Below are 16,374 nucleotides of genomic sequence, written 5' to 3'. Positions count from 1 at the left end.
AATTGCATTGCTTACAGTGATGGCGCGACAGCTGGTATCGAGTTCCTTGGCGACGAAGGCGCATTGTGAGCAGTCTGCTGCGTAGCCGATAACGGCTGCGCAGCACTGGCTCGCTCTTCAGAAAACTCGGCTTGGCCTGTCGGATACGCCTTTCAAAGCGTAGCGTGGGCATCCGGCTCGGATCATCGGATGCCCGAAAAAACCGACTAGGAATTTCGCAAAAAAAGCGCGACCACTACGAGACGGAGTCCTCCATGAGTGCTAGATTAGTCCTTCTGCTTGCTGCGGTCGGCCTCGTGCCAATTGCGTTATCATATGGCCTGATGCCGGGCAGTTCGATCCCAGTTTTGCTGGGATTTCCGGTGGAAGGGACGAACCAAACCCACGTGTTCCGAGCGATTATGGGTCTTTATCTGGCAAACGCGTTGTTCTGGTTGGTGGCCGCTTCGAAACCAGAATTACAGCGCCCTGCGCTGTGGGTTCTATTTTTGTTTATGTCAGGACTAGCCGTTGGACGCATACTAAGCATTCTTATTGATGGAGTTCCGAACGGGATACTTCTCTTTTACCTTGCGGCCGAGGTAGCTTTTGTGGCTCTGGCGGCGGTTTCCCTGAAAAAAGTACGGTGAAATAGGAAGTGGTAAAATGGTGAGGTTTGACTTTGTTTTCTCGATGATTGCAACTCTATCAGTTTCGACATCCGCTTTTGCACAATCTTCATCTGCCCAGACTGCGGTGGACGAAAACTTCTTAAGGCTTGAGACTGCCGTTGCCGAAGCGGGAACTACTCCAATCGCATCGATAGATCACGCGCGCCTGGCCAAAGCCGAAGGCGTAGAAATGCCAGCATCTCGCGTGCTCATTTTCTCTGATCCAGAGATAAACACACCAATTCTGGAAGAGAACGTGCGTGCAGGGCTGGACCTTCCTTTTCGAGTTCTTTCATTCGATCAGGATGGCCGTCCGCAGATCGCATACACAGACTCTCAGTTTCTCAAAGTTCGGCATGATCTAGGTAACACCCAAGCGTTGAATGCATTTGAGAACAAGTTGCTCGAAGTCCTGAACGACTTGGATGCAGCACCGGCGCCGACCAAAGGATTAATTGCGAACTATGGCATCATCGAATTGCGATCTGAGCTCAGTGTGTCCAAGGCAGTGGAACGTCTCAGGACAGCTGTGATGGGACAGGACGATACAGTCTGGTTTGCCGAAATCGATTTTACGACCGAAGCGTCCCAGCTGGGGGTGGAGCTGCCAGAGGCGGTACTTTTACTGTTCGGCGGACCAGCACCCGGTGGCGTGGCAATGGCGGGCTTTCCCGCAATTGGTTTGGATGCCTTTTGCCAAAAACTATTGGTTTACGCGTATCAAGAAGGCGGCTCCGTAGTCATTTTCAATGACATCGCTGCCATGGCAGAGTTGCACTACGGTTCCTCAGCCGAACCTCATCACGGCTTGAACAAACGGCTTACCGAAACGTTTCGTTCCGCAATTGAGTAGCCGCTAGTTGGAAGCCACAATTTTCTGAATTGCTATATTCCGTATTTGGCTGCCCATTCTGAGCTGGGTACAGACCATCGCAACACTTAACCCATAACGGCAGTTTGCGGGCAATGTCGCCCTGGGCCCAAGCATATAGTTTTCATTCCAAAACAACGCAGCACGGTCTTGACCATACTCAGTTGCACATTTAGCCAAAAATGATCTGCCCGCTGGGACGACCCGGCCCAACAAGGGCGTTTCTTCAGGACGACCTGACAAATTGGAGGTCGAACATGACGACTAAAACCAAACAAGCTAGGAAACTGATTGAGGGTAGACCTGCCCTAATCGTAATCGACATTCAAAAGAGCACCTTTATTGATAATAGCGAAGTACGCTCCATCGACAACATGCCGGGCTACAAAGAGCGCATGATCGCTGCACGTGATTTGGTTGATGCCGCACATGATTACAATGTGCCAGTCATTTTCATCCAAGAAATCCATCGTCCCGATAGGATAGACTTCGGCCGTGAACTAGATGGTGACGAAGACATACACTGTCTCGAAGGCGATCCAAGAACGGAGGTTGCAAAAGATGAGATGGGATACCGCAAAGGTGACTACATCGTCCCGAAGCGACGGTATTCTGCATTTTTTGGAACCGATTTCGAAATCCTGCTACGAGGTTTAAAGGTAGACACACTTTTATTGTGCGGCGGTTTGACGGATGTTTGTGTGCACTACACATTCGTCGATGGCCACCAATCAGACTACTTCTGCCGCGTTGTAGAGGACTGCGTTGGCGGGTCATCTGTCCAAGCCCATGAAGCTGCTCTCAAAGCAATGGAGTATCTACAAACCGGCGCTGTTCAGAGCCGAAAAGCAGTGATCAATGCGATCACCTCGCTCTAAATTGCAATCGAACTGTTAGTAGCAGTTTGGGCGCACAGTTATTTAGGGTGCAGAAACGGGTGGAGATTCTTGTTGCTTGATCGCCTTGGACTTGCCCACTTGATACAGAAGATACCGACACTTTCAGTGCAAGCCTTTGAGTTTGCGACGATGGCCCTTCAAAACCTCGCTTGCATCGCAATCCAGCCGTCGGCGCGTATTATGCGAATATGACAAGAGATATTGAATCTAACGCTCAGACAATTGCTGATGCCCTGACCTCTGCCCAGCAGATACCTAAACTGTCTTCAGAGGCAGGACAGCTATCGCTGGATGACGCATATTCGATTGCACGTCGCGTCCGAAAGCTTCAGGGCAAAAAGAGAGTCGGCAGAAAAGTCGGCTTCACGAACCGCACGATTTGGCCTGTTTACGGTGTGGATCAATCCATTTGGGGAGAGGTTCACGCAGATGGGCTGTTTTCGACTGATCAGCCGGTAAACTTGCAAGGTATTCAGAACCGAGGATTGAACCAGAAATCGTACTAGGCCTTGGCTATGCGCCAACGGCTGAAATGAACAATAAGCAGTTGGCAGATTGCGTGGAGAGGGTCGCTCCAGATTTGAAATCGTGCAATCGATTTATCCCGACTGGAAATTCTCGGTCGAAGATTCAATCGCAGCACAAGGATTGCACGGCTGCGTTGTTCTTGGCGACAAAATCGCGGCGACGCATGATGTTTTGATCGGCTTCTATCCTTTCTAGGTGAAGGAGAAGACATGAGTGATAAGATCGAAGGCGGCTGCAAATGTGGGCTGGTGCGATATTCTGGATTTCGCTCTGACCTTCCGATGTTTCGATGTCACTGCCGAGATTGCCAGCAGCTCACCGGCTCGGGACCTTCAGAGATGGTGCCCCTTGTGGCCAAATCTGTTTCGATTGGCGATGCGCTAAAAACATTTGAAATGGCAGGAGGATCAGGGCTGTCGACCTTTAGCGGGTTTTACCCGAACTGTGGCTCACCGCTGATCCGTAGAAGTGAACGGATGAGTGACTGCATCTACGTCCATGCGGCATCAATGGACGATCCCTCCAAGTATCATCCGGTGAAATCGATCTACAGCGAAGCAGCTCAGGCTTGGGACGAAGCAGTGATAACAACTGAAGGGGCAGGCACAAAGTAACCTCGAATGTCTTTGTTTACTTCCGCCTGAACGCGCGTTGCCAAATCCGCACGTATTGCATCACGCCGTTCTTTCGGCTGACGCTTGAGGAGCGATGCCGCACGCACTGCACCCCCATCAAAAACATCAAAAAGCATCATAGGATCTGAAACGCACAATTCGCTTGCAACATCGATAAGCCGCACATTGCGGAAACCTGCTCCTTCGACCAACGGTTTGGCAATTCCGCTGTCTGCGAGCATGTGCGCATCCGGGCCCGCAGGCAGAGAGATAGATGGGTCGGCCAGACGTTCAACAACATCGAACAGCCAGCCAAACGCGCCATATGATCCTTTGCCACGCCAAATCGAGAAGGCAACTCTACCCCCCGGTTTCAGCACTCTGTTCACTTCTCTCAGGCCGCGTTCGGGGTCTGGAAAATGTGGGACGCCGAACCCGATTGTGACCGCATCAAAGGTGTGATCTGGAAACTCCATTGCCATTGCATCACCCTGTACGAACCGCGCTTTTGGCACAGCTGATTGGGCAAGCTCAATCATTGGTTCAGAGAAATCCAAACCCGTTACACCCGAGCCGCGGACCACAAGCTCTGCTGCTACAACACCATGTCCGGTGCACAGATCAAGAACTTTGCAATTCGGCCCAGCAGCGACTTCATTTGCAAGCTTTCTGGCAACCAGGCGCGTCGCCATTTCAAAGCCGTCGGCATACCCTTTAGCAATAGACGGATCCGCCCATCCTTGGCGTTCCATTATCTCAAAGTCTGCTGTATCAGTCACTTCAGCCCCCTAAAGCTCCAAAATGTGACAAGAATACACTCAAGCAAGGCTCGGGCCAGATGTGTTTTTCAAACTTTGTCAGGATCGATCCGGATATTCGCCATGTAATCGCGAGCGCCTGATCTTAACCAAAGGACGAGACTTGAAAGCGGTTGTGATAAGTAGCGGATGGATTCAATCTCAATAATGGGATTGCAGTTTCTGGAGTGACCCGATGGATATAGTTCGACTTTCCGAACGCCTCATGGGTATGAAAGACGAGGTTTGGCTGCGGCATACAAACCCTTGGTCGGTCTGGGCCCGCGTACTGACACCGCTGCCCCTTTTGGCGCTGGCGATTTGGAGTCGGGCTTGGATTGGTGGTTGGGCATGGGTTGCCGTCGGCGTGGTTTTGGTCTGGGTCTGGATCAATCCGCGTGCGTTTTCCCGACCTAAGACCTTCGAGAGCTGGTCAGCCCAAGGAGTATTGGGCGAGCGTGTCTGGCTGCGACACCGAGACAAGATTGCGGCTCATCATATACGAGTGGCCAAAGCACTGGCCTATGTCAGCGGATTAGGTCTTCTGCCGTTTGCATACGGCCTTTGGCTATTCGACTTGGGGTACACATGCCTCGGCATGGTTGTGATCTCCGGTGGAAAGATGTGGTTTGTTGACCGAATGGCGTGGATCTGGAGCGACTTTTTGCGTGATGGTGGGGTGCTGGAAGACCTGGCGGCTGGGACGTAGGCCCAATCGCTTATCCTTCCACGCCAGCCCCCAAGTCTTGCTCCCCGGGCAGGCTCCTACCTTTCAGCAAAAGACTAACCGGAATCGTGGGTCAATTGGATCGCCTGAATCAAAGAAGCGTTGCCACCATCGTGCAATCAAGCTTTAGGTTTCAGCGGGTCAGAGGCGCACTCATTATCTTCTTTCTCTCGATGTCCAACTCGTCGATTCCTGCATCTCTAAGCAGTCGATGCGTCAGGTGGACCGGGTCGCGACCTTTTTGTATCGACGGCTTGAGAAAGCCCAGAAGCCATCCCATCAAATCAAATCGGCCAAAGTGCTTTGGAGCTGCCTTAGTTTCGTGAATCTCAAACTCGTTTTTATCAATGGGTTTCATAGTCGCCTCCAGAAATTGTCTTTCCTCGACCATGCAACGCTGCGACCTTCGCCCTCAAACGTTGATACTTGACACCTATTGTTCTAAAAAGTCACAAAGGGTCGTGCCGAGACTTTTACCCCCTCTAAACGCTTTGCGCGCCTTTGAAGCGGCGGGTCGATTGGGCAGTTTCACTAAGGCCGCCGCAGAGTTGGGCGTCTCCCATTCCGCGATTTCCCGGCATGTAAGAGGGCTTGAGGCGCGTCTGAACGTTCATCTCTTCCGCACCCAGAACAGCGGTGTAGCACTGACCGATCAAGGTCGAACATACTTGACCGAGATTACGCCGGCCTTCGACCGGATCGCTCTGGCAACGGAAGTGCTTTCGGTCCCCCCCAAAGGCACGGTGACGCTGACGACAGAAACCACCGTTGCCCAGAAATGGCTAATCCCACGGCTTGCAAGCCTTAAGGCCTGTCACCCCGAAATTGATCTGAAACTGTCCGTAACTACTAAGGTCATGGATATTGAGGCCCATGATTTCGACATTGGGGTGAGATATTTGAGAACCGGATCGGTTGATGGATACCATCTGCTGTTTCAATCTGAAGTTCGGGCTTATGCGGCACCCGGCTTTGCGCCGATTTCAGATGGCAAATTGGATATTGAGGCGCTTGCTCGCGGCCCTTTGATTGAAGAAGCTACGTTCAGCCTGTGGACTGATTGGTTCAAGCGGGCCGGACTTAATGAGGTCCCTGACCTCAAATTGCCCCATCCACTTGGCGCACTATTGGCAATCCAATCGGCAGTCGCCGGTCTAGGAGCAGTGCTGATGGACAAGAATTTATGTGGACCTGAACTTCAATCGGGCGTTTTGGTTGAACTCGCGGACATCGAAATCCCATTCGGCGGGTATTACCTGGCAGTCAACAATCGCGCCGGGCGCCGCAAAGCCGTTCGCGCCGTCTGCCAATGGCTGATCGATGAATGCGCAAGCAATTGAGGAAACGAAAGGCTGAAAGCCCGTGCTATTGATTTATCGCAATTCGCAAAAGATTGAGACGATCCCGTCGACTGTTACTGCTTTGTCCCTGTTCAAACACAATCACCAAACGCCAAAAGCTAACATTGTGCCAAGTATTTACGCCATTTGTTTTAGGAGAAATTCCGAATGACTAGTTCAGAGATCGTAGTTCGACGAATGTCAGAAACAGACAATGATGCAATGTCTAAACTGCTTGGTGATGTTTTTAGCAGGCGTGATCCTCCCGCCGTTTCAACTAAGTTCTCGCTTGAAAAGCTCGAAAAGATCGCCGAACTATTTGGATCAAAATCAGCAAAGGAGGGTTTGTCGTCTGTTGCTCTCGATGAAGCTTCTGGTGAAATAGTAGGCGCAGTTCTGGCACATGACTTCGGTCAACCGCCCCCTGATGGGATTGATGCAGTGGAATTGGACTCTGAGCCAGTCATCAAGCTAATTGATGAGCTGGAAGGCTTTTTTTCAAAGACGCACGACATTCAGGAAGAGAGGTTTCTTCATATATTCATGATCGCCGTGCGTGATGATTTCTCAAGAAGAGGAATTGCGCAAAGCTTGCTGGACTCTTGTCTAAGCCAAGCTGAAAGATCCGGCTACCGGATTGCTTTCGCCGAAGCGACAAACCGGTTTTCACAAAGCATGTTTTTGAAAGCGGGCTTCACCAGCACTCATTCGATTGGCTACGAAGACTTCGAACTCAACGGGCAGCGACCTTTTCTGGACATCAAGGACGAAGGGGCTTGTGTGCTAATGGAACTCGATCTTTCGACGTAAAAAACTACCCGCACCGCTCCGTCGTCATCTCGATAAACACCCGTGCAGAGCTTGCCCACGTCAGAGCACGGCAGCACCGAGCCCAGTACTACCGCCTTGGTGATTTTGCGAGCACGGTAGATACGGTGCGCGTCTTTCTACTTCTTGTGATCGCGATTGCGCCCAGCACTAAGGCACATGCCAAAGCTTGAGGAAAAGAGATGGCTTCGCCAAAGGCAAGATATCCCACGGCAAACATCGTGGGTAATTCGATGCTTCCGACGACCGCAGTTTGGGAAGCCCCAATAACAGGTGAGCATATCGTGTAGATAAGCTGGGGCACGAAAGCGGTAACCAGACCAATACCAACAATGAAAAGCCAATCGGATTGTTCCCTTGGGAGAAGCTCTCCAACCTCAGCTCCAAGGATGAGCGGCGCGAGGCCCAGTACAGACCCCAGAGAAACTGACGCGATACGTGCCAACGGCGCAATCCGTGACAACCTGTGTACCAGGACGCAAATTCCGAAGCCAAACCCAAATGGGGCGGCAAGCGATAGCAGCAGCGTTGGTAGGTGTTCCGCAGCCACTGACGCAGGCGAGCCAGCAATGACAGCTGCCACCATAATCAGACCAGCGGCCAACATGGCGCGTCGCGTGGGTGCATCGCCAAACACAGCCCAGGCAATAACTAAGGTGAACACCGGATAGGTCATGTAAAGCACACCCACTGTCGATGCGGGCAGCTTCTCCAGCGCCGTTACATATCCGATCCAACCAAGCCCCATTACGGCTCCGGCGGAAAGACCCCAAGTGATCTCTCGCCATTCTTTTCGGTGCACGATGAGAACAGGAAGCAGAAGAAGAGCCGCAATAATGTAGCGGTAGAATGCGACCGCATAGGGTGCAACACCCTGTTCGGTCAGGCTGCGGCTGAAAAAGGGAACCAGCCCGAAACAGATTGAAGCAAAAAGAACACCAATAACCGCAAATGCGTAAGGGATGGGCGTTCGATTTCGCGCAGATGTCGTGGCCATAATCTGGAGTTATCACGCATTTGCATCGTCGTCTTTAGAGATTCTACGAACGACTGCTTTGTCCGCATAGCGGTCGATTGCCACGTTTCGTTGGATGTCCGCATCGAGCCCTGTCTAACAAATGCTGCAATCAGCACGAACTAGGAGTATGGGCTGAAACCCGACTTTGAGGGGGTGGCAAGCGAGAATAATGATCCATGACAACGCCATGAAATGTGCACGGTGATAAAATGCAGCTATGACGTCACAGCAACGTCACCGTCCTATTTGGACTTCTAGAGATCTGTGCACATATTTTTCTGCGAAAGCACAAAGGAACAAGCCTATGCCTAAACGACTTTCCCAATCTGCGCCGTCTGTTACAGCCCTTTGCGTCGCTGCCTTGGTCTCTGGTGGTGCCGCGGCGGAATCCACAAGCGCCACGCTTGACGCGCTTGTCGACAGTCGGGAAATTCCGGTTACGGTTGATAACTTTACCCGTGCAGCGACGGATGCAGAGCTGGACAAATACGTCTCACTGGCCGGTGGCGTGAATGAATTTTTCCATTTCCGCACACCGACTCCGGTGGAAAATCAGCCGACGATCCGCATGAACCGTGACACGCTCTACAGCACAGCTGTTGTCGATATTAGCGAGGGCGCGACCCTGACGCTGCCCGAGGTGGGTGGGCGATATATGACCGCGATGATTGTGAATCAGCACCACTATATCAACGAAGTCTACTTTGGCGGCGGCACCTACACTCTGGACACAAAGACATTCGATACCCCCTATGTCATTGTGTTCATGCGCGTACTGGTGGACGCGTCTGATCCAGACGACGTGGCCGCCGTGAACGCGATCCAGGACGCGATGATGATCGAGGCGGCGTCATCCAAACCCTTCATCTCTCCGGATTACAATCAAAAGGATCTGGAGGACTTGATTTCAGAAACCCTAAAGTTGGGCCGATTTGCGCCCGATGCAACACGCACCTTTGGGCCCAAGTCCGAGGTTGATCCCTTACGCCACTTCATTGGCACGGCGGTCGGCTGGGGCGGTTTGCCGGAAACCGAAGCGTTCTATTTGAGTGTCGAACCAAACCTGCCCGTCGGAACCTACAAGATCGACGTCCCGGCAGACGTGCCTGTTGGGGCATTTTGGTCTGTCAGCCTCTATAATGCGGCCGGTTTCTTTGAGGAAAACGCACGCGATGCTTACAACGTCAACTCAATCACCGGAACGCCCAACGATGACGGCAGCATGACGGTACATCTGGGGGGCTGCGACACGGATGCGGTCAACTGCTTGCCCATCATGGATGGGTGGAACTATACGGTTCGGCTCTATCGTCCGGGGCCCGAAGTTCTGGATGGCAGCTGGACATTTCCCGCCGCCCAACCTGTGAATTGAGTGAAAAAGGAACAGACCATGAAAGCTCGACTTGCCTTCGTCCTGTGTGCTCCGACGTTTGTTTTGGCCGAAAACGTCACTGTTGAAAACTTTGTACGCGCCGAGTCGGATTTTAATATCCGGGGCAACATGAAGACCTTCGGCTTTGGCGTGGGCGAGTTGCATCACCTGCGCGAACCAACGACCACCGAGGATCAGCCAACGATCCGGATGAATCAGGATACTCTGTATTCCGGACTTGTGGTGGACCTGTCAAAGCCTGTGGAGATCACACTGCCCGACCTGGGCGGGCGGTATCAGTCGATGCATTTGGTCAATCAGGATCACTATATGTTCGCTGAGGCCCAACCCGGAACCTACAGGCTGACCGAAGACAAAGTCGGCACCCGCTTTGCCCTCGTGGCCTTCCGCACATTCGTTGATGTCACCAACCCAGACGACATCGCAAAGGCCCATGCAGCGCAGGACGCGATCGTGACAAGCGGCGGCGCAAAAGGACCCTACGAGGCACCAGATTGGAATCTGGACAACCTTGGGGTCGCGCGCAAGGCGCTGAGTGATGTCGCGGTGCTTGGCTTTGATTCAAGATATGCGTTTGGAACCAAAGACGAGACACGGCCCATTGACCACCTTGTTGGCGCTGCCGCGGGTTGGGGTGGACTGCCTTTCACTGCCGCGTCTTATGTAATCGCCAGCGTTACCGAAAATGATGGCGAAACCCCGCATGCTGTGACGGTCAAGGATGTACCAGTAGACGCGTTCTGGTCCATCACCATCTACAATGCCGACGGTTATCTGGAACCCAACGATATGGGTGTGAACAGTTACAACAACTTCACTGCAACACCTGACAATGACGGGGCCTACCCGATCCATTTTGGTGGCTGTGACGACGATCGCGTCAACTGTATCCCGATTTCGCCGGGCTGGAACTACACCGTCCGCTTGTACGAGCCACGCGCCGAGATCCTGGACGGCAACTGGACCTTCCCGGCTTTCGAGCCTGTGGACTGACTTGGGCTCGGCCCAAAATCGTGGCTCAAAGCTGACATGCGCGGCATTCATCGCCATGTTCAGCTGTGGGACGGAAGCGGCTATTTACCGAACGGCCATCAAGGTCGGAAAGGTCCGCAACCCGGAGCTGCAAAGCCTATTTTAGAAGGTCCGGTTTGGGTCGTCCGCGAAACTTTGCAAAGGTCGCTATCTGCGCATCGCAGACCTTCGCGAGAATCCCAGGTTCCTTAGGGAGGTCCATTGCGGGATTGAGCAATGCAAAGGGCCATAACCGCAACGACTAAGCCATACACTGATTGAATTCGTCCTAATGCAGAGAAACGCGCAGCGCAAAACTATGGGCGAACTACGCAAACTTATGGGGTGTGCGAAGTGCTATGCGCAAACCTACAAAATTGTAGGTGCGCCCAAAGCTTTGCATTTCGCCTAAAGATTTGCATCTTTGGCCCAAAACATTGGGCGCAAAAGCCACGCACAGAATTTAGAATTCAAAGCTAATTGCGCACAGCGCAAATTTTGGTTGGTCCCATGCCATAGACGTGGCCTCCGTGAAGCTTGAAGTTTGCCGCTTCCAACCCAAAGTGGACAAGAATGATCTACGTCAAGAGCGGAATGCGGACTTCCGCCGTAGTTTTCTCAGATGGCGGCTGTAGGCTACAAGATAAGCGGGTGCTATTGCTTAAGGTCAGCGATGCGCAGGAATCCGGACTTTGCAAAATTCAGCGGACGGCCCAATTCGGACGTGGCCCGATGGGCGTCGTTGCTGCGGTGCAGCCCGCCAAGCCAGCCATTCGCCGCGAGCGCAACGCTAGAAACTAATTCGACGCGAGCACATGACCTTGCCGAAACCACCTGCCAAGAGGCCGGAGATTGTTCTATTGTCGATTTCCAGATCGACTTTTATCAGGCTCGGACTCGCCGGGTTCATAAACACCCCTTGTTCGATTTGAAATGATCGTTGAGATGAAACGACAAAGTCGTGCAATACACATGCTAAGGGCCCCGCAGCCATCCCCGTCGCGGCTTCTTCCTCAATCGCGTATCGGGGCGCAAACATGCGGGTTGTAGCGTCTCGGTCGGTCACCGATGGGTCTCTTGTGAAGACGTAGTAGCCGATCAAATCCAGTCGTTCGCTGATTTGCGTGATTTTGGCAAAATCTGGTTTCACATTGGCAAGACCATCGGCATCAGCGAGGCCGATGACAATGAAACTGTTACCGGTATTGACTAAAACCGGTGATATTTCCTGATCAAGATGATGTCTGTTGATCCCAAGGGAGTTCAGTACATCGTCGATGCTTACACCTTTTTCCACCCATTCCTCTGGTATCGCGTAATTTGGGGCCAGCTGTTCCATATAGGCGGCACCCTCTTTCATTAGTATGCGCCTTGGCCCATCAACTGTCTCCTTCGAGGTGTTGGGATTGGGAATCCGGCCCAGCGCGTCAAGGTGAGAGAAGGCGGCAATTGTTGCATGACCGCAATGAGCGATGCGCCTGTTCGGTGTGAAGAAATCCAGTTTGAAGCCCTCTGTCTTGGACTGCGACACAAAGGCCGTTTCGGACAATCCAACCCTTGCCGCGACGGTTTGCATATCCTGTTCGCCCAATTCATCAGCATCCAGGACGACGCCTGCGGGATTTCCACCGGCGCCACCGTCGACAAAGCCGTGTACGATTTCAACCGTTACCTGTCTGACAGTATTTGCTTGCGTATTCATTAGTTTTCTCCATGCGTCGGCCGCACCTTTGAGCATGGTGCGGCCAGTTTTACGTCAGTTGCTGGCGGCGGTGATGCGGTTCAGAAAGGCGGTCATTTGCGCCGCAATCTCGGGCCCATATTCTTCCAGCGCGAAGTGACCCGTATCGAGCAGATGAAACTCGAGATCATTCAGATCGCGTTCATAGGGATAGGCGCCTTCGACCGGAAAGATGTGATCATTCTTACCCCACATCAGCAGCGCCGGGGGTTGATGCTTCCGAAACAGCGCTTGCCATTTTGGGTACTCGGCAACATTGGTGCCGTAGTCTAGGAAGAGTTCAAGTTGCACCTCTTGATTACCTTCGCGGTCGAGCAGGTATTGGACATGCCAATAATTGTCGGGACTGATCAGTTCCGGTTTTTTAACGCCGTGGGTGAACTGCCATTTGGTTGCATCAAGAGTGAGGAATCCACGAAGCTGGTCGCCGTTCTCTTGCGATGGCTCGGCCCAATAGGCTTTGATTGGATCCCAGAACTCGCGCAGCCCTTCCTCGTAAGCATTCCCGTTTTGAATGATGAAGCCGGTTACCCGCTCGGGCTGTTCCGCAAACATTCGGAAACCAACCGGGGCACCATAGTCCATCAAATAGACCGAGTACTGTTCGACTCCCTTCCGGTCGAGCAGCGATGTCATCATTTCGGAGATATTCGCGAAGGAATACTCGAAGCCTTCGGCCTTTGGCATCTCCGACGCTCCAAATCCGGGAAAATCGGGTGCGATCACGTGGTAGTGCTTGGCCAGTTCAGGGATAAGGTTGCGGAACATATGTGATGAGGTCGGAAAGCCGTGAAGCAGCAGGACAGTAGGTCTGTTTGGATCTCCTGCTTCACGATAGGCGATAGCGATGTCGCCGATTTCTTCCGTGCGGAAGCTGACAGCCTGCGTAGCTTCAATTCCAGTCTCTGCGGCGATTGCTGGCGCCGGTGTAAATGGCGCAGCAATGGAAAGTGCGAGAATGCTGGCGCTCAGGACGGATTTCAGATTGCGCGACATGGATGTTTCCTTTCTTCAGGTTACGGCGTGCGTGCTTGAACGCGCGGGGCTTGATATCGGTCAGTTTTGCTGACCCAGTGCCTCTTCGAGCCTTGCGTTTCGAGCTTTCAGTGCTTCCAGCTCAGTGCGAAGCGGGACGAGGTAATCTTCAAATTCTTCAAGGGTCAGGCGTTGGGGGATGTGCTGCGGGCAGTTCCAGTCCATCGCCTCAAGCTTGATCACAATCGCCCGCTCAGGATGAGCGCGATAGCCCGGCTCACTCAGGCGTTGCATCAGCGCCGGATCGGCATTGGCATCAATGAGTTTCGCCCGACCCCAGATCTTGAGGCGTCGCTGATTGGGATAATCCATCAGGATCAGCGAGATTCGGTCATTGCCCAGCAGATTCCCAGTGCTGAGATATTGCCGGTTGCCGAGGAAATCGGCGTAGGCAAGTGTCCGTTCATCCAACACTTTCAGAAAACCCGCTGGTCCACCGCGAAATTGTACATAGGGCCAGCCGGTTTCCGAGACTGTTGCCTGATAGAAGCCGTCTCTTTGCCCGATGAACCTGGCCTCGACCGGGCTGATTGAGTCCTCCTGACGCGTGCCGTCCAGAAACTTCGCGTAGCCGTTAGCTGACCCGTTTTTGGCCTGCGTTTCGCGAACGGAGGGCGTGAAGCTGATCTCTGCAAAGGGTCGTGCCATTGAATTCTCCATCTCGGCCTGGGCGATGCCCTGGGACTGAGGTGAAGTTAATTGGAGCTTTCAAGTTGCGGAATTTGGATACTTGGCAATATATTATTCAAAAATATGGAATAATATCTTGGACAGATTTCACGCGTTAAAAGTCTTTGTGAAGGTCGCCGAACTAAAAGGTTTCGCTGCTGCGGCCCGCGACCTCAACATGTCACCACCGACAGTGACCCGAATGGTTTCTATGCTTGAGGACAGCCTCGGGCTACGTCTTTTTGTACGCACAACGCGCTCAGTGATGCTGACTGATAGCGGGCAAAGGTTTTTTGAGGATGCCAGACGTATTCTGGCTGACCTTGAAGAGGCCGAGCGCGCCGCTGTCGGTTCCTATGCCGAACCGACCGGGGAAATTAGTGTTACTGCATCAGTCCTGTTTGGCCGTATGTTCGTCACTCCAATTTTGGGCGAATTTCTGGATCTGTATCCAAAGCTCTCAGCGCGCACGCTCTATGTGGACCGAGTGGTCAATCTGATTGATGAGGGTCTCGACGTCGGGATCAGAATTGGCAACCTCGCTGATTCCAGTTTGATGGCTGTCAGGTGTGGTACGGTGAGGCAGGTCGCGTTTGCTTCCCGTAAATATCTTGACCAATATGGCGAACCAGATACGCCCGATGATTTATCCTGCCATGCAATCATTAATTCAACTGCCTTGAATGCATCGGCCCAATGGCATTTTCAACGGGGCAGAAAGACTGTCACCAAACGCATGAGCCCACGCATCAGCATGAACACAAATGACGCTGTGATCGAGTTGGCCTTGCAAGGTCATGGTGTCGGGCGGCTTCTGTCCTATCAAGTCGCACCCTACATTGCAGATGGGCGGCTCAAGACTGTTCTAAAGTCGTATGAACCACCCGAAGTCCCCATCCATCTTGTGCATCAAGAGGGACGAACCGTGTCTGCGAAGGTGCGCACCTTTGTTGACTTTGCTGTCGGACGTCTAAAATCAGATCCCCTTCTTGTCGGGAATCAAACACAGGTCCAAAAGCAAGATTAACAAATGGGCGGGCGTCGCGCTATTCAGCCACTGCCGCGACCGAGGCGATCCATGCATTTGGCACAAAGGCATCATCCAACGCGGTTTCCGCCACATGGTTCGTATAGTTCGACAGGGTTTTCAACGCTGTGCCGAGGATGACTTCCAGCATAGATCGGCGTGTGTAACCAGCCGTCAGAAACGCTTCGACTTGTGCGTCGCTGGGCCAGCCTCGGCTTTCGTTGATCACGATGGCGAATTTGCGCAGTGCTTCCAATTTGGGGTCGGCGATAGGGCTGCCATCGCGTAACGCTGCGATCACGTCTTCGGGGACACCGGCCATCTGTGAAAGAGTGGTATGGGCGGCCATGCAGTACTTGCACCCGTTCAACCGGTTGTTAGTCATAAGGATGATCTGGCGCTCAGTCTCTGACAGGCTGGTCTTTCCAAAGATGCTGGAAAGTGTCGTATAGCCTTCCAAAATTGCGGGCGCTTCGGCCATGGCCGCATAAAGGTTGGGTACAAAACCATATCCTTTCAGCGATGCTTCCAGAATTGGTTTCGCGGCATCAGGGGCTGAGGCGATTGTATATGTCTCAAAATCAGTCATGTCTGGTTTCCTTTGGGAAGAGTTTTCGACACACGCGAATTGTCATTGCGGACAGGGTGTCTTGGAGAAATGCCGGCCTTTTGGGGAGGGGAGAGGCAGCGGTGGCTCCGACCGGCAAAAGCCACCAAATTCCTCGATCAAAGGCTGCCGACAGGCGTGTGGTGGATGTCTGCCCACTTGGCATGGGCGCCTTGGATCACGGTCTCTTTGTCCTCAAGGTACTTCTTGAAGATTTCTTCATTCACAAAGAGATAGAGCTTGTCGTCCACGATATCGGCATACCGAACATCGCCATCAAGCTTCTTGCCTACATAGACGCCAAAGGCGCAGAACCCGCCGAATTGAGGCAGATGTGCCGTCGGATCCGCCTCGAATGTGGCTTTCGCTGCCTGCGACGCAAAATAGTAGTCCACTCCATCATGGGCCGATGTAAAAGTGGCGTTGCCCATTTCGGGTATTTCGGCTTCAAACATCGATACAGGATCGACGCCATGCATGCCGAGGGGCTGCCCAGTCAAGGTAAGACTGTTCGAAACGTTGTATTCATCGTCAGCCAATGCCGCCGCCGCCAGGGCGAGAGTCAACGCTGTTGTAAGCGTGGGAAATGTAAAGATGCGTGTCATGATATGTCCTTTCA

At 52.8% G+C, this 16,374-nt stretch carries 18 protein-coding genes; 10 read left to right on the top strand and 8 right to left on the bottom strand.

Translation table 11 applies throughout. The annotated features are described in order from the left end of the window. Positions 1-254: 254 nt before the first annotated feature. The 4 genes from AC2FJE_RS21550 to AC2FJE_RS21535 all read left to right on the top strand — a co-directional run bounded on the left by AC2FJE_RS21550 (position 255) and on the right by AC2FJE_RS21535 (position 3,562). Entirely contained in the window at positions 255-629 is a 375-nt protein-coding gene (locus AC2FJE_RS21550; protein ID WP_496758703.1) for a DUF4345 domain-containing protein, read from the top strand. Positions 630-645: 16 nt separating this feature from the next. After that, entirely contained in the window at positions 646-1,503 is an 858-nt protein-coding gene (locus AC2FJE_RS21545; RefSeq protein WP_496761475.1) for a DUF302 domain-containing protein, read from the top strand. A 275-nt stretch (positions 1,504-1,778) separates the two neighbouring features. Continuing rightward, positions 1,779-2,399 carry a cysteine hydrolase family protein gene (locus tag AC2FJE_RS21540; RefSeq protein WP_496758699.1) on the top strand — a complete coding sequence of 207 codons (621 nt, stop codon included), beginning with the start codon at positions 1,779-1,781 and terminating at the stop codon, positions 2,397-2,399. 758 nt (positions 2,400-3,157) lie between these two features. Continuing rightward, the gene (locus AC2FJE_RS21535) at positions 3,158-3,562 is read left to right on the top strand and encodes a GFA family protein (RefSeq protein WP_496758693.1); all 405 of its coding nucleotides are present in this window, start codon (positions 3,158-3,160) and stop codon (positions 3,560-3,562) included. Here AC2FJE_RS21535 and AC2FJE_RS21530 read toward each other — a convergent pair. Further along, on the bottom strand, positions 3,511-4,341 hold the full coding sequence (locus tag AC2FJE_RS21530) for a methyltransferase domain-containing protein (RefSeq protein ID WP_496758691.1): 831 nt from the start codon (positions 4,339-4,341) through the stop codon (positions 3,511-3,513). The two genes, AC2FJE_RS21535 and AC2FJE_RS21530, sit on opposite strands and share 52 nt — an antisense overlap. A gap of 214 nt (positions 4,342-4,555) precedes the next feature. Here AC2FJE_RS21530 and AC2FJE_RS21525 point away from each other — a divergent pair, with 214 nt between their 5' ends. Next, complete coding sequence (locus AC2FJE_RS21525; RefSeq protein ID WP_496758689.1) at positions 4,556-5,068, top strand: DUF6653 family protein; 513 nt, start codon at positions 4,556-4,558, stop codon at positions 5,066-5,068. 151 nt (positions 5,069-5,219) lie between these two features. Here the strand turns inward: AC2FJE_RS21525 and AC2FJE_RS21520 are convergent, their stop codons facing one another. Beyond that, on the bottom strand, positions 5,220-5,444 hold the full coding sequence (locus tag AC2FJE_RS21520; protein ID WP_496758687.1) for a hypothetical protein: 225 nt from the start codon (positions 5,442-5,444) through the stop codon (positions 5,220-5,222). Between AC2FJE_RS21520 and AC2FJE_RS21515 the strand changes: the two genes are divergently transcribed. Both AC2FJE_RS21515 and AC2FJE_RS21510 read left to right on the top strand, forming a co-directional pair. Continuing rightward, entirely contained in the window at positions 5,434-6,426 is a 993-nt protein-coding gene (locus tag AC2FJE_RS21515; protein ID WP_496761474.1) for a LysR substrate-binding domain-containing protein, read from the top strand. The genes AC2FJE_RS21520 and AC2FJE_RS21515 overlap by 11 nt on opposite strands. A gap of 168 nt (positions 6,427-6,594) precedes the next feature. Continuing rightward, entirely contained in the window at positions 6,595-7,236 is a 642-nt protein-coding gene (locus AC2FJE_RS21510; protein WP_282121581.1) for a GNAT family N-acetyltransferase, read from the top strand. Between the two features lie 88 nt (positions 7,237-7,324). Here AC2FJE_RS21510 and AC2FJE_RS21505 read toward each other — a convergent pair whose 3' ends face one another. Continuing rightward, positions 7,325-8,251 carry a DMT family transporter gene (locus AC2FJE_RS21505; protein ID WP_282121580.1) on the bottom strand — a complete coding sequence of 309 codons (927 nt, stop codon included), beginning with the start codon at positions 8,249-8,251 and terminating at the stop codon, positions 7,325-7,327. 325 nt (positions 8,252-8,576) lie between these two features. Between AC2FJE_RS21505 and AC2FJE_RS21500 the strand changes: the two genes are divergently transcribed. Together AC2FJE_RS21500 and AC2FJE_RS21495 are read left to right on the top strand one after the other, a co-directional pair. After that, positions 8,577-9,644, top strand: coding sequence for a DUF1214 domain-containing protein (locus AC2FJE_RS21500; RefSeq protein WP_282121579.1), 1,068 nt, complete (start codon positions 8,577-8,579; stop codon positions 9,642-9,644). 18 nt (positions 9,645-9,662) lie between these two features. Beyond that, on the top strand, positions 9,663-10,658 hold the full coding sequence (locus tag AC2FJE_RS21495; protein WP_496758600.1) for a DUF1254 domain-containing protein: 996 nt from the start codon (positions 9,663-9,665) through the stop codon (positions 10,656-10,658). An 808-nt stretch (positions 10,659-11,466) separates the two neighbouring features. Here the strand turns inward: AC2FJE_RS21495 and AC2FJE_RS21490 are convergent. The 3 genes from AC2FJE_RS21490 to AC2FJE_RS21480 are packed head-to-tail and all read right to left on the bottom strand — an operon-like array spanning position 11,467 to position 14,100. After that, positions 11,467-12,378 (bottom strand): PhzF family phenazine biosynthesis protein, encoded by a 912-nt coding sequence (locus tag AC2FJE_RS21490; RefSeq protein ID WP_496758607.1) that lies wholly within the window; start codon positions 12,376-12,378, stop codon positions 11,467-11,469. A gap of 54 nt (positions 12,379-12,432) precedes the next feature. Beyond that, complete coding sequence (locus AC2FJE_RS21485; protein WP_281995597.1) at positions 12,433-13,413, bottom strand: alpha/beta fold hydrolase; 981 nt, start codon at positions 13,411-13,413, stop codon at positions 12,433-12,435. Between the two features lie 60 nt (positions 13,414-13,473). Further along, positions 13,474-14,100 (bottom strand): pyridoxamine 5'-phosphate oxidase family protein, encoded by a 627-nt coding sequence (locus AC2FJE_RS21480; protein WP_281995598.1) that lies wholly within the window; start codon positions 14,098-14,100, stop codon positions 13,474-13,476. An 82-nt stretch (positions 14,101-14,182) separates the two neighbouring features. Here AC2FJE_RS21480 and AC2FJE_RS21475 point away from each other — a divergent pair, with 82 nt between their 5' ends. Beyond that, positions 14,183-15,148: a LysR family transcriptional regulator gene (locus tag AC2FJE_RS21475; RefSeq protein ID WP_246097326.1), complete on the top strand. Its 966-nt coding sequence runs from the start codon at positions 14,183-14,185 to the stop codon at positions 15,146-15,148. Between the two features lie 19 nt (positions 15,149-15,167). On the opposite strand, the gene AC2FJE_RS21470 is transcribed toward AC2FJE_RS21475, so the two are convergent. Further along, entirely contained in the window at positions 15,168-15,737 is a 570-nt protein-coding gene (locus AC2FJE_RS21470) for a carboxymuconolactone decarboxylase family protein (RefSeq protein ID WP_142639617.1), read from the bottom strand. 137 nt (positions 15,738-15,874) lie between these two features. Beyond that, positions 15,875-16,360: a YHS domain-containing (seleno)protein gene (locus tag AC2FJE_RS21465; RefSeq protein WP_142639615.1), complete on the bottom strand. Its 486-nt coding sequence runs from the start codon at positions 16,358-16,360 to the stop codon at positions 15,875-15,877. Positions 16,361-16,374 lie beyond the last annotated feature (14 nt).

The organism is Ruegeria sp. CDSC002 (genome assembly GCF_059610905.1).
This window is presented reverse-complemented; position numbering and strand designations above follow the sequence as displayed.